Source organism: Streptomyces sp. NPDC059787 (genome assembly GCF_042732315.1).
In the GTDB taxonomy this organism is placed as follows: domain Bacteria; phylum Actinomycetota; class Actinomycetes; order Streptomycetales; family Streptomycetaceae; genus Streptomyces; species Streptomyces atrovirens.
Genome location: NZ_JBHWHX010000069.1, coordinates 19,256 through 32,282 on the forward strand (window position 1 = coordinate 19,256; position 13,027 = coordinate 32,282).

A 13,027-nucleotide genomic window follows, 5' to 3' on the forward strand; every position below is an offset into this window, starting at 1 on the left:
TTCCACACTCCACCGAATGATCACGCAGACGTTATCGAAGAGAGATACGTCTCCGCAGCTCAGGGGGTGGGTTGACGCTCCGCTCACACCGTGGTGGGCAGTGCTTTCGCGCCATCTTCGGTGACCCGGGTGGCACCAAAGTAGTCAGGTGTGTCGATCGGGTCGAATCGGATCACGGCCCCGGTCCGGGGCGCGTCGATCATGTACCCGCCGCCGACATAAATACCCACATGCCGGATGGCCCGGGAATTGGTGAGGTCGTCCGAGAAGAACACCAGATCGCCCGGCAGCAGTTCGTCCCGGCTGGGATGCGGCCCGGCGTTGTACTGATCGTTCGCCACACGCGGCAGCTTGATTCCGACACTCTCGTACGCGGCCTTCGTCAACCCGGAGCAGTCGAACCGTCCTCCCTGCTCAGGCGTACCGTTACCGCCCCACAGATACAGCGTCCCGAGCTTCTTCTGCGCGTACGCGATGGCCCCGGCGGCCTGCTCCGACGGATCGACCCGCCCCACCGGCGCGGCGAAGCTCTCCTCCAGCGCCCGGATCCGCTTGACGTAGTTCTGCGTCTCCTTGTACGGCGGAACACCCCCGTACTTGATCACCGCGTACGCTCCCGCGTTGTACGAGGCGAGCATGTTTTCGGTCAGATTCCCGCCGACGTCCTTCACATAGGACGCAAGTGAGCAGTCGTACGTCGCCGCCGACGGGATCGCGTCCTTCGGGTCCCACACGTCACGGTCCCCGTCCCCGTCCCCGTCGATCCCGTGCGTGGCCCACGTACCGGGGATGAACTGGGCGATGCCCTGCGCCGCCGCGTGGCTCTGTGCCTTCGGGTTGAATCCGCTCTCCTGGTAGAGCTGGGCGGCGAGCAACGCGGGATTGATGGCCGGGCAGAGGTTGCCCCACTTCTGCACGAGCGCCTGGTACGCGGCCGGCACGCTCCCCTTGGCCAGCGACTTGGCCGCCCCGCCGCCGACCCCGTTGACGAGGTTCCCGGCGACGACGTAGACCCCGACGACGAGCAGCATCACGAAGGCGAGCGCGGAACTGACGGCGATCCCCGCCGCGACCCATGCCTTACGCACCGTCAACCGCCCCTCGCTGTCCGGCAGTCCACCGCCACACGTCAGTGTAGAGGCGGCACCCGCCCTTCGGAATGATCACAGAGGACTTTGGCGCGGTAGCTACGGCAGGCCGCTCCAGCCGCACTCCGCCCACAGCACCTTCCCGCCGGAGGATCCCCCCGGCTCACCCAGCAGCGAGGCACCCCAGGCGTCGGCGTACGCCCGTACGAGGGCCAGGCCCCGTCCGCCCTCCGAGGCTTCGTGCGGCATGACCCCGTGGGCGAAGCCGGCGCCCAGCCCGGAGGGGACGGTCGGGTCCTTGTCCCACACGCCCACCCGGAGCTGGCCGGACCTGGTCGGACGGATGTGGAGGGCGTACGGGCCATCGGTGTGCAGATGGGCGTTGGTCAGCAGCTCCGAGGCGAGCAGTTCGGCGGTGGGGGCGAGTTCGCCGAGCTCGTAGGCGGCCAGTACGGACCGCAGGGTGGAGCGGGCGATCCCCGGTGAGCGTGGATCGCGCGAGAGGTGAAGGGTGTAGGACCAGGGCGGGGCTACGGTGGGCATGGAAGTCTCCGATCAGTGAGGTCGGTTGGGTGAATACGAACGGTTGCCCAGTGGCAGTGCCGAACCGTCGATCGGTGCGCTTCTGAGCGGGGCGCCTGCAACTAAGCTAGCCGCGTTCAGCTAACGCATTAGCCAGTTATCCAGATCTGCATTAGCTTCCACCCGTGTGGGTGACCGTAGCGCCGAGGGGGCGTCAGGGACCGTGAGAACCAGCCCGACAGGCCGTCAGCTCCGACTTGGCTCCGAGCTGCGGAAACTGCGCGAGCGTGCGGGACTCACCGCTACAGAGGCCGGTCAACTGCTCGGCGTGAAGCAGAACCAGATCAGCAACACGGAAGCCGGACGCATCGGCGTGAGCCCGGAACGCGTCAGCACGTTGGCCCACCACTACAAGTGCGGCGATCCGGCACTCGTCCAAGCCCTCAGCGGCATGGCCGCAGACCGCAAGCGTGGCTGGTGGGAGGAGTACCGCGAAATCCTCCCCGCCGCGCTTTTGAACCTGGCCGAAGTCGAGCACCACGCGACTCGCCTACGCAGCGCCGTGACCGTCCACATCCCCGGCCTGCTTCAGACCACCGAACACGCACGCGAACTGTTCCGGCAGGTTGTGCCCGAGTTCCCGCCTCCGGACATCGAGCACCGGGTGTCCTTCCGCATCAAGCGTCAGGCCGTGCTGTACCGCGCATCCGCCGCCCCGTACCACGCGGTGATCCATGAGGCAGCGCTGCGCATGCAGTTCGGCGGCCCGGTGATCGCCCGCGCGCAGCTGCAACACCTTCTGGACATGAGCGAGCGGGAGCACATCACCATCAGGGTGCTGCCGTTCACTGCTGGAGGCTTTCCGGGGTCGGGGCAGTCGATCTTCTACTCGCACGGCCCCATCCCCCAGCTCGACACCGTCCATCTCGACCAGTTCCACGGGCCCGTGTTCCTCGACGCCGAGGCTCAGCTGGACATGTACCGGGTCCTGCTCGATCGCTTGGACTCCCGGGCACTCGCCCCGGAGAAGTCACGCGATGTCATCAACCGCCTTCTCCAAGATCTGTGAGAGGAAACGCGATGCCTGGACTCAACTGGCAGAAGTCATCCCTGTGCGGCTCGGGCGACTCCTGCGTGCACGTAGCCGCCACCCCCACCGGCATCCACATAACCGAGTCCGCCGACCCCGGCGGAGCGATCCTCACCACCACCCCCGACGCCTTCCGCACCCTTCTCCACTCCCTCAAGGGAGAACCGCACCGGGACCCCCAGGCCCCCGCCCTCGAAGTGACCACCGCCGGCGACGACGGCCGCACCGTCCGCCTCCACGCCCCCGGCGCCCCCACCGTCACCACCGACCGCCGCCGCTGGGACGCCTTCGTGCAGGGCGTACGCGCGGGCGAGTTCGATCACTTCACGGCACAGCCCGATCAGGGCGCTCCGATGCCGAACGGAAGCCGTCACGGTTCGTTGTGACGAATCACCCAGCGTGATACACAGAGTGACGATACGACTCTTCACCCATCGGAGCGCGCCCTTGCCGGGGCCCGGCGCGCGCCGGTGGCAAGCTATTCGTACGAAACCCGCCAACAGATGACGCCAAGTAGACATGCGACAGCCTCATCGTCGGCGACAATGAGGTCTGTCCCCTGCACCAACGCAGGGGGTGCAGAACTACCCATACAGGGGCGGTGACTTACATGTTCTTCGCGGCCGACGAGGGAGACATCAACACCATTATCGGCGGGATCGCTCCGGATTGGGGCCCCTTCGGCAGCCTGGGCAACGAGGCCAAAATCATGATCGAGGTGGTCATGGCGGTCGCCATCCTCCTCTGCCTGGGCATCGCCATCTGGGGGGCGGCCAAACAGCGCATCGGCGCCACCGCGTTGAGGGACACGTTCAGTGCCGAACAGGGCAAGGGCCTCATCATCGCGGGGCTCACGGGCGTCTTCATCATCGGCTCGCTCGGCACGCTGTTCACCATCGTGTACGGAATGGCCGTGTAGCCCCGCCCCATCGCTCCCGGCCGGGCACGCCCGGCACCCCCTCCATCCCACCCGCCCGTCGTGCCCACCGGCTGAGGTTGCGTTTCCCTGATGTCCAGTCACCACACCGCGCCCGCGCGGGGACCAGCACGGCTACCGTCGTACATGGAGTACGCGGAGTACGAGGTGTTTCCGCACGACGCTGAGGGGGCGTACGCGGTATGAGTCTCGGAGACGACACGGGTCAGACCCGCACCCGGATGCCGGAGCGGAGCGGCGATCCGTACGGCGGTGCGCGCAGAGGCGGCCGTTCGTCGTCGCGCAGCCTGGTGACGGTGGTCGGCGTGGTGGTTCTCCTGATCGCGGCGATCGCCTTCGCGAACCGTGGAGGCGGCGATTCCGCCGCGGATGAGGGCGACGGCTCCGGCGACTCCCCCAAGTCGGCGGCGACGGCCCCGTCGGGCGAGAAGCCGGTGGACACGAAGGCGTCCGGCATCCCGTCGGGCTACGCCCATGACCGGCAGGGGGCGGAGAGTGCCGCAGCGAACTACGCCGTGGTGTTGGGTTCTGACGGCATGTTCAACACTGCTCGGCGACACGAGATCGTGCAGGCCGTGGCGGATGCCGGCTCAGTGGGCAGCCTCCAGTCCGGCTTCGACGCGGACTACTCTGCGGACTTCCTGAAAGCGGTCGGGCTCGACAAGGACGGCGCAGCTCCCACCGGCAGTACGTTCGTCAGCCGTACGCTTCCAGCAGGAACCAAGGTCACGGCATACAGCGACAACGCTGCAACCGTCGAGGTCTGGTGCAACGGACTCTTCGGGATCGCCAGTGACAAGTCGACCACTCCCGTAACCAACAGCTGGTTCACAGTGACCATGAAGCTGAACTGGAGCGGTGACGACTGGAAGGTCCTTGAGACCACCCAGAAGACCGGCCCCACCCCCGTAGCCGGGGACAACCCGGTTACCGACGCTGACGAGATCAGCAAGGCGGTCCAGGAGTTCGGAGGCTTCACCTATGCCCGGTAGCCGACACCGCGTACTCAAGCTCACCGGCCTCGTCGCCGCCGTTCAAGCGACCGCCGTCCTGCTGGCCACGCGTGCCTTCGCGGACCCCTCGCCCTCCCCGACACCGACGGAGAGCGACGACCCTTGCTCCCTGATCGCCGGCCCCGCCAAGAAGTACTGCGAACGAGGCAAAGAGGGTGAAGGATCCTCAGGATCCAGCACCCTCAACGACCCCACCACCGCCCTGGACCCCCTCGCCTCCCTCGCCCAGGGCTGCGCCGACGCCGCCTCCTGGACCATCAAGCAGCTCAGCAAAGCCGTCGACGAGACCGCGAACGTCGACTTCACGAACGCCCAGTTCCGTCAGCAGTACGCCATCGTCTTCGCGGCGTCGGCGATCCTCACCCTCGTGCTCTGGCTGCTCGCGGTCACCAAGCGGGCGGTGCGCGGTGTCCCCTTCACCACCGCCCTCTCCGAAGCCATCGGCTTCCTCTGGCTGACCGTGCTCGCCTCCGCCTTCACCCCGCTGATCCTCTACACGGTCGTGTCGGCGACCGACGGCGTCTCCGAGGTCCTGGCCAAGGCGACCGGCGCCCAGACGGACACGTTCTTCGGCACGTTCTCCGCCGCCCTCGAAAAGGGCGACGACATCGGCGGCGGCCCGATCATGCTGATCGTCGTCTCCCTCGTGTCGATCCTCGCCGCCGGCGTCCTCTGGCTGGAGCTGGTCATCCGCGCCGCCCTGCTCTACGTCGGCGCCCTCCTCGGCACCGTCGTCTACGCCGGTCTCGTGGACAAGAACCTGTGGGGCCACGTCCGCCGCTGGGCGGGCATCATGATCGCCGTGATCCTCGTGAAGCCCGTCATCGTGATCGTGCTCGGCCTCGCCGGGGCACTGTCCGCCGAGGACGGGCCCGGCGCCTTCTCCGCCGTGGTCTCCGGACTGGCGATCATCCTGCTCGCCATCTTCGCCTCCGCGATGATCTACCGCTTCGTCCCCGGCTTCGGTGACGAACTGGCCAACTCCCGCAACAACCGCCTCATGCAGGGTGCCGAAGGCAAGGCCGCCGCGGTCATGAGCTCCCCGGCGAGCCTGGTCTCCCAGGGCATCAAGACCCACAGCACCCGCGCCGACAACAACCACGGAGGAGGAGGCCAGTCCACCGGCCCCCGCCCCTCCAACCCCGCCTCCGGCGGAGTCGCCGCGCACAGCTCGCGCCCGTCGAACGGCGGCGGAGCCGCCGCACCCGCACCCCGCTCGAGCAGCCCGGTGAACACCCCCCACGCCAGCAACACCCGCAACAGCAGCACCAACAGCACGGGAGGTGAAGGGCGTTGACGACCGAGTCCCACTTGTCCCATCCGGTCACGCCCCGCCGTACGTATCTGATCGGCCGCGCCCGGCCGAACGCGATCGTCGGCCGTAATCGCGAGACCGGTGAGATCGCGCTGATCGTCCTGGGCGCGTTCCTCGGCATGATGTGCGGGCTTCTCGTCCCCGTCCTGTCCGTGCGGATCGTGCTGCTCGCGGGCCTCCCGATGCTGGCGCTGGCCGCGGTGTACGTGCCCTACAGGGGCCGCACCTTCTACAAGTGGTTCGAGATCAACCGCAGCTACAAGCGCACCGTGCGCCGCGGCACCACCTACCGCTCCGGTGCCGCCGAGGCGGGCACCCGCCTGGACGGCCGTGAGGTGGAGATCGGGTCGCCGCCCGGAATCGGCAGGATCACCTGGCTCGCCGCGCCGTTCGGCCCGGACGAGATCGCCGTACTGCTGCACGCGGACCGCAAGACCGTCACCGCCGCCATCGAGATCGAGGGACCGGGCGTCGGCCTGCGCGACTCCGAGGACCAGGAAGCCCTCGTCGACCGCTTCGGCACCCTGCTCAAGCACGTCGCCAACGGCGACGGCTTCGTGACCCGCATCCAGATGCTCGCCCGCACCCTGCCCGCCGACCCCGACGCCCACGCCAAGGACGTCTCCGTCCGCGGCGACGACAAGTCACCGCCGTGGCTGCAGCAGTCGTACGACCAGCTCCAGTCGATGGTGTCGACCAGCAGCGAGCAGCACCGCGCCTACCTCGTCGCCTGCATGCACTACACGCGTGAACTGGCCTCCGAGGCCAACGCCATGGCGCGGGCGATGCGCAGCCAGGGCGGCGGCAAGGTGGACCGGGACGCGGGGCTCGCCGTCGTCATGGCCCGTGAGCTGACCGACATCTGCTCCCGGCTCCAGGAGGCCGACATCCGCGTACGGCAGCCGCTCGGCCAGAGCAGGCTGTCCTCGCTGATCCACGGCATGTACGACCCGGACCACCCGATCGACCACATCCAGGCGATGTCGCAGCGCAACGCCTGGCCGGCCGAGCTGGACGCCATGGAGCCCACCTACCTCCAGGCCAAGACCCGCGAGTCCGCCACCCGCGCCCCCTGGTGCCACGCCACGGCCTGGATCAAGGAGTGGCCGATGACCCCGGTGGGCGTCAACTTCCTGGCACCCCTCCTCGTCCACACCCCGGACGTGATCCGCACGGTCGCCGTCACCATGGACCTCGAACCCACCGAGATCGCCATCGAGCGGATGCTGACCGAGAAGACCAACGACGTGGCGGAGGCGTCCCGCGCCGCCAAGATGAACCGCACCGTCGACCCGCGCGACATGGCCGCCCACAGCCGCCTGGACCAGCGCGGCGAGGACCTCGCCAGCGGCGCGGCCGGCGTCAACCTGGTCGGCTACATCACCGTCTCCTCCCGCAACCCCGAGGCCCTGGCCCGCGACAAGCGGACCATACGGGCGTCGGCCGGAAAGTCGTACCTGAAGCTGGAGTGGTGCGACCGCGAGCACCACCGCGCCTTCGTGAACACACTCCCGTTCGCCACCGGCATTCGAAGGTAGGGGCTGAGCCGATATGCGGGATCCGCTGTCCGTCGTCACCGACGCCTTCACGTCCTTCCTGTTCGGGAAGGTCGAGACGACACGGCTGCCGGTACGCACGTCCACCGGCCAGGCGCAGGCGGTCTACCTCCCGACCGCCGCCCCCGGCCTCGGCGACTCCGGCGTCATCATCGGCCGCGAGGTCTACTCCGGCAAGGGCTACATCTACGACCCCTTCCAGCTCTACGGCCAGCAGCTCCCCGCCCCGCACTGGCTGGTCCTCGGCGAGTCCGGCAACGGCAAGTCGGCCCTGGAGAAGACGTACGTCCTGCGGCAACTGCGCTTCCGCGACCGCCAGGTCGTCGTCCTGGACGCCCAGGGCGAGGACGGCGCCGGTGAGTGGAACCTCATCGCGCAGGAGCTGGGGATAACGCCGATCCGCCTGGACCCGATGGCCGCGCTCGACAAGGGCATCCGGCTCAACCCGCTGGACCCGGCGATCACGACCACCGGGCAGCTGGCGCTGCTGCGGACCATCATCGAGGTCGCGATGGGGCACGGCCTGGACGAGCGTTCCGGCTTCGCCCTCAAGGTCGCGCACGCCTACGTCAACGAGTCCATCGTCGAACGCCAGCCCGTCCTCTCCGACATCGTGGAACGGCTGCGCCACCCGGAACCGGAGTCCGCGGAGGCGATGAACGTCCCCATAGACGACGTACGGGCGTGGGGCCTGGACGTCGCCCTGGTCCTGGACCGCCTCGTCGACGGTGACCTGCGCGGCATGTTCGACGGCCCGACGACCGTCGGCATCGACCTCGACGCGCCGCTCATCGTCTTCGACCTGTCCCACATCGACCGCAACTCCATCGCCATGCCGATCCTGATGGCGATCGTCGGTGTGTGGCTGGAGCACACCTGGATCCGCCCCGACCGGAAGAAGCGCATCTTCCTGGTCGAGGAGGCCTGGCACATCATCAACAGCCCGTTCGTGGCGCAGTTGTTCCAGCGGCTGCTGAAGTTCGGGCGGCGGCTCGGTCTGTCGTTCGTCGCGGTCGTCCACCACCTGTCCGACGTGGTGGACGGGGCGGCGGCGAAAGAGGCCGCGGCCATCCTGAAGATGGCGTCGACCCGGACCATCTACGCCCAGAAGGCGGACGAGGCGAGGGCGACGGGCCGGGTGCTCGGCCTGCCCAGGTGGGCGGTGGAGATCATCCCGACACTGACGCCCGGTATCGCGGTGTGGGACGTCAACGGCAACGTCCAGGTGGTCAAGCACCTGGTCACCGAGACCGAACGCCCACTGGTCTTCACCGACCGCGCGATGACCGAGTCCTCCGCCGACCTCTCCGACGACGCCCTGCGCGCCGCCGAACTGGAGGCGGAGGAGCGGGCGGCGGCCTTCGTGGAACAACACGTCGGCGACTCCGAATCGACGGTGGCGTAGAGGGAGCACGCGTGAGACCGGACGACCACCGTGAGCACGGCCGGGCCGGCGGCCAGGGCGGCGGCATCCCCGACGGGCTGCTGATCGGCGTCCTCGCGTTCCTCATCGGCGTGACCGCCATGGTGTGGACGGCCACGGGCCTCGCGGGCCTCTTCGCCCACGGCCACTGGCCGTCCGGCATCACCTTCGCCCGCACCCCGGTGGCCATGCGCCACCTCGTCGCCGACCCGCAGAACCTCCCCGCCGCCTGGCCGGACACCCCGGAGGCCGACCTCTCGGGGTACGGCCTCTTCTGGGGCCTGCTCATCGGCCAGCTGATGATCCTGACCGTCCTGACGGTGTTCGCCGTGGGCACGGTGGCCCGCTGGAAAGCGGTACGGGCACGACGCCGGGCGGAGCGGACGACGGGGGAGACGCGGCGGCCGCCGAAGCCGGAGCACCTGCACGAACGGGGGAGTCAGCCGGAGCCGGAACACCTGCCCGAGCAGGAACCGCAGCCGACGCCGAAGCACCTGCACGAGGTACCGACCCCGAGGGGACCCGAGCAGGAGACGCCGTCACCGGAGCCGGTGCGGGCACCGGCCCCTCAGCAGTCACCCGCACCGCAGGAAGCGGCGTTCACTTCCCTGTCCAAGGGCGAACGGACGGGCGGGTGGGAAACACCCCGCACCGAAGGCGCGGGACTGCTCTACGGCCCCCCGGCCACCCGCCACACCACCGCGACCCAGGCCGTACGCGACGCTGAGGGCCCCGCCCTCGTCCTCACCTCCAACCCCACCCTCTGGCACGACACCAAGGACGCCCGAGCCAAACTCGGTCCCACCCACCTCTACGACCCCACCCACCTCTGCGACACCCCGGCCCGGCTCCACTGGTCCCCCACCGCCGGCTGCGAGGACAAACGAACAGCCGCCGCCCGCGCGGCAGCGCTCCTCACCCCCGTCCGCCCCACCTCCCGCCTCGACCAGGCGGTCAGCGACACCGCGGAGACCCTGCTCCGCAGCTACGTACACGCCGCCGCCGTGGACGGCCGTACGATCCGCCACGTCCACCGCTGGTCCCAGGGCCTCCAGGTCCACGACGCCGTACGCATCCTCCGTACCAACCCCAAGGCCGCCCCCGGCGCCGCCGGCGAACTCGAGGCGGCCCTCACCGCGCACCCCGAGCGCCGGGACATGGCCCAGCAGCTGACCACCCGCGCCCTGGCCGCGCTCTCCACGGTCAATGTCCGCGAGGCCTGCACTCCCAACCGAAATGATGTCCTCGCCTTGGATTCCTTTGTCCACGAAGGGGGCACGCTTTATGTCGTGGGTGAATCCATCGAGGACCCCCGTACCAGTCCGGGCGCGATGCCCCTGCTGACGGCCCTCGCCTCACACGTGGTCGAGCACGGCCGGCGCATGGCCGAACGGTCATCCTCCGGTCGGCTCGACCCACCACTCACCCTCGTCCTGGACGACGTGGCGGCCGTGGCCCCGCTCCCCCAGCTCCCGGACCTGCTCGCCACCGGCACGGACCACGGCATGCCCACCCTGGCCCTGCTCCGCTCCCGCGAACAGGCCAGATCCCGCTGGCCCCACACCGAACTACCGGTCTGACCCCGCCCGTCCCACCAACGGCACGGGTGGGCGCGGCGGCACCCTCCCAGCGCCACTGCAGGCAGTCGTACCTCCCCCAGCGCCTTAAGGGCCTGGGAGGTGCCCCAGGGCTACACGGGTGGGCGCGGCGGCACCGCCCCAGCGTCACTGCGGGCAGTCGTGCCGCTGGGGCGGCACGGGTGGGCGGTGGGGGTACCTCCCGCTCGAGCGAAGCCGAGAGTGGGGGAGGCACCCCGCAAACGCCGGGCTGCGCAACCACCCCCCGGCAAGCCGGTCAGCCGTCCGCCCTCGTAGTACCGGGGTACCACGGCCTTCCCCCGGAACACGACCCCCGGTACGACGTCCCCCACCCCCACACGGACGATCATCGACACAGGAGAAAGACGGCTCGCTCCAACCGGCGGACGGACCCACCACCATGGACCTCGTGACGAACGACCGGGAGGCCCCACCGACGGGGACACCGGCGGGGGGACGGACGACGGAGCCCCTCACCCAGTACCTGCAACGCGTCAACCAGCGGGTGCTCACCTTCGACCGACGCCACCCGCTGCTGTGGGACGTGACCTTCGCCGGCTTCTGGGTGACGGCCGCGCTCATCGACTACACCGGTGACGGCTGGCGCAACGTCACCCACAACCCGGACGCCCCCGGCCCCCTCCTCCTCGCCCTGAGCCTCGGCCTGTCCGTCCCCCTCCTGTGGCGCCGCGCCCACCCCTCGGCGGTCCTGCTCGCCATGGCCCCGTTCGCCCTGGTCAACGCCTGGTCCGGCGCCACACTCCAGGCGGCGCTCCTCCAGCTCGTCGTCATCTACCACATCACCCTGCGCCTCCCCCTGCGCAATCTGTGGTGGGCCCCGGCCCTGGTCCTCGCACCCGTGCTGATCTCCACGGCCCGCTACGGCGAGGGCGAATGGAGCCAGCAGATCGGCTCCCAGCTGACGTCCGTCCTCGTGGCCGTCCTCATCGGCATCACGGTCCGCACCCGCCAGAACTACACCGAGGCCCTGGAGGACCGCGCCCGCCGCCTGGAGATCGAACGCGACCAGCAGGCCCAGCTCGCCGCCGCCGCCGAACGCGCCCGCATCGCCCGCGAGATGCACGACATCATCGGCCACAACCTGTCCGTCATCACGGGCCTCGCGGACGGCGGCAAGTACGCGGCCCGCAAGTCCCCGGAACGCGCCGCCCAGGCCCTGGACGCCATCGGCACCACCAGCCGCCAGGCCCTCGGCGAACTCCGTCGCCTCCTGGACGTCCTCCGCGACGACGACACCACACACCCAGCCGAACGAACCCCCCAGCCCGGCCTCACCGACCTGGACCAGCTCATCGACGGCGTCCGCAGCGCGGGCCTGCCCGTCCACACCCGTGTCGAGGGCCGGGCGACCCTTCCCCCGGGCCGCCAGCTCACCGTGTTCCGGGTCGTCCAGGAAGCCCTCACCAACACCCTCAAGCACGCCGGCCCCGAAACGACCTCCGAGATCTCCATCGCCCACGGAGACAAGGGCGCCGTCACCGTCACCATCACCGACACCGGAAAGGGCACACCGCCCTCCACCCCGTCCGACGGCCGCGGCATCCCCGGAATGCGCGAGCGAACAGCCCTGTACGGCGGCACACTTGAAGCCGGCCCACGCCCGCACCCCGAGCAGGGCTGGCGCGTCCGTCTCCACCTTCCGGAGGAAACCCCGCAGTGACCACCGTCCTCATCGCCGACGACCAGCCCCTCCAGCGTTTCGGCTTCCGCATGCTCCTGGAGAGCCAGGACGACATGACGGTCCTGGGCGAGGCGTCGAACGGCGCCGAAGCGATCCGTATGACAGCGGAACTGCACCCCGACGTGGTCCTGATGGACATCCGCATGCCCGGCCTGGACGGCATCGAGGCCACCCGCCGCATCGTCGCCACCGGCGACCGCACCCGCGTCCTCATCCTGACGACGTTCGACCTGGACGAGTACGCCCACGCCGGCCTCCGCGCGGGCGCCTCCGGCTTCCTCGTCAAGGACGCCCGGCCGGAGGAACTCCTCTCCGGCATCCGCTCCGTGGCGTCCGGGGACGCGGTCGTCGCCCCCAGCCTGACCCGCCGTCTCCTCGACGCCTACGCCCGGCATCTGCCGGCCGGCGACCGCACCGTGGCCTCCTCCACCGACGACGCACGCCTGTCGGCCCTCACGGAGCGGGAACGCGAGATCCTCACGGTCATCGGAAAGGGCTGGACGAACACCGAGATCGCCGCCCGCCTCCACCTGGCCGAGTCCACGGTGAAAACCCACGTGGGCCGGATACTCGCGAAGACCGGCTCACGGGACCGCATCCAGGCGGTGATCCTGGCGTACGACACGAAACTGGTGGAGCCGTCCTGAAACGCAGAAAGCCCCCGTGCCGAATGGCACGGGGGCTTTCTCAATATTTGTTCGGCGGCGTCCTACTCTCCCACAGGGTCCCCCCTGCAGTACCATCGGCGCTGTAAGGCTTAGCTTCCGGGTTCGGAATGTAACC

General features: G+C 69.4%; 12 protein-coding genes and 1 rRNA gene. 10 read left to right on the plus strand and 3 right to left on the minus strand.

All coding sequences use genetic code 11. From position 1 onward, the window contains the following. Positions 1–83 precede the first annotated feature (83 nt). Positions 84–1,031 carry an NlpC/P60 family protein gene (locus ACFV5H_RS35410; RefSeq protein WP_385057409.1) on the minus strand — a complete coding sequence of 316 codons (948 nt, stop codon included), beginning with the start codon at positions 1,029–1,031 and terminating at the stop codon, positions 84–86. 156 nt (positions 1,032–1,187) lie between these two features. Beyond that, positions 1,188–1,631: an ATP-binding protein gene (locus ACFV5H_RS35415; protein ID WP_385198869.1), complete on the minus strand. Its 444-nt coding sequence runs from the start codon at positions 1,629–1,631 to the stop codon at positions 1,188–1,190. A gap of 202 nt (positions 1,632–1,833) precedes the next feature. Here ACFV5H_RS35415 and ACFV5H_RS35420 point away from each other — a divergent pair, with 202 nt between their 5' ends. The 10 genes from ACFV5H_RS35420 to ACFV5H_RS35465 all read left to right on the plus strand — a co-directional run bounded on the left by ACFV5H_RS35420 (position 1,834) and on the right by ACFV5H_RS35465 (position 12,891). Further along, on the plus strand, positions 1,834–2,679 hold the full coding sequence (locus ACFV5H_RS35420; RefSeq protein ID WP_385057381.1) for a helix-turn-helix domain-containing protein: 846 nt from the start codon (positions 1,834–1,836) through the stop codon (positions 2,677–2,679). 11 nt (positions 2,680–2,690) lie between these two features. Continuing rightward, the gene (locus tag ACFV5H_RS35425) at positions 2,691–3,086 is read left to right on the plus strand and encodes a DUF397 domain-containing protein (protein WP_385057379.1); all 396 of its coding nucleotides are present in this window, start codon (positions 2,691–2,693) and stop codon (positions 3,084–3,086) included. A gap of 224 nt (positions 3,087–3,310) precedes the next feature. Next, positions 3,311–3,619 (plus strand): hypothetical protein, encoded by a 309-nt coding sequence (locus ACFV5H_RS35430; protein WP_004929725.1) that lies wholly within the window; start codon positions 3,311–3,313, stop codon positions 3,617–3,619. 200 nt (positions 3,620–3,819) lie between these two features. Next, on the plus strand, positions 3,820–4,629 hold the full coding sequence (locus ACFV5H_RS35435; protein WP_385198871.1) for a hypothetical protein: 810 nt from the start codon (positions 3,820–3,822) through the stop codon (positions 4,627–4,629). Next, positions 4,619–5,947 carry a hypothetical protein gene (locus tag ACFV5H_RS35440; RefSeq protein WP_385198873.1) on the plus strand — a complete coding sequence of 443 codons (1,329 nt, stop codon included), beginning with the start codon at positions 4,619–4,621 and terminating at the stop codon, positions 5,945–5,947. Before ACFV5H_RS35435 ends, ACFV5H_RS35440 begins: the two co-directional genes overlap by 11 nt. Further along, a complete protein-coding gene (locus tag ACFV5H_RS35445; protein WP_385198874.1) occupies positions 5,944–7,503 on the plus strand; it encodes an SCO6880 family protein in 1,560 nt (519 codons plus the stop codon). The genes ACFV5H_RS35440 and ACFV5H_RS35445 overlap by 4 nt, the downstream gene beginning before the upstream one ends. Before the next feature lie 13 nt (positions 7,504–7,516). Beyond that, complete coding sequence (locus ACFV5H_RS35450) at positions 7,517–8,926, plus strand: ATP-binding protein (RefSeq protein WP_073934222.1); 1,410 nt, start codon at positions 7,517–7,519, stop codon at positions 8,924–8,926. 11 nt (positions 8,927–8,937) lie between these two features. Next, entirely contained in the window at positions 8,938–10,524 is a 1,587-nt protein-coding gene (locus ACFV5H_RS35455; RefSeq protein ID WP_385198876.1) for a type VI secretion protein, read from the plus strand. 418 nt (positions 10,525–10,942) lie between these two features. Beyond that, on the plus strand, positions 10,943–12,223 hold the full coding sequence (locus ACFV5H_RS35460) for a sensor histidine kinase (RefSeq protein ID WP_385198878.1): 1,281 nt from the start codon (positions 10,943–10,945) through the stop codon (positions 12,221–12,223). Continuing rightward, complete coding sequence (locus tag ACFV5H_RS35465) at positions 12,220–12,891, plus strand: response regulator (RefSeq protein WP_385198880.1); 672 nt, start codon at positions 12,220–12,222, stop codon at positions 12,889–12,891. The genes ACFV5H_RS35460 and ACFV5H_RS35465 overlap by 4 nt, the downstream gene beginning before the upstream one ends. Before the next feature lie 49 nt (positions 12,892–12,940). Here the strand turns inward: ACFV5H_RS35465 and rrf are convergent. Beyond that, positions 12,941–13,027 (minus strand): 5S ribosomal RNA (rrf, locus tag ACFV5H_RS35470); the annotation flags it as partial.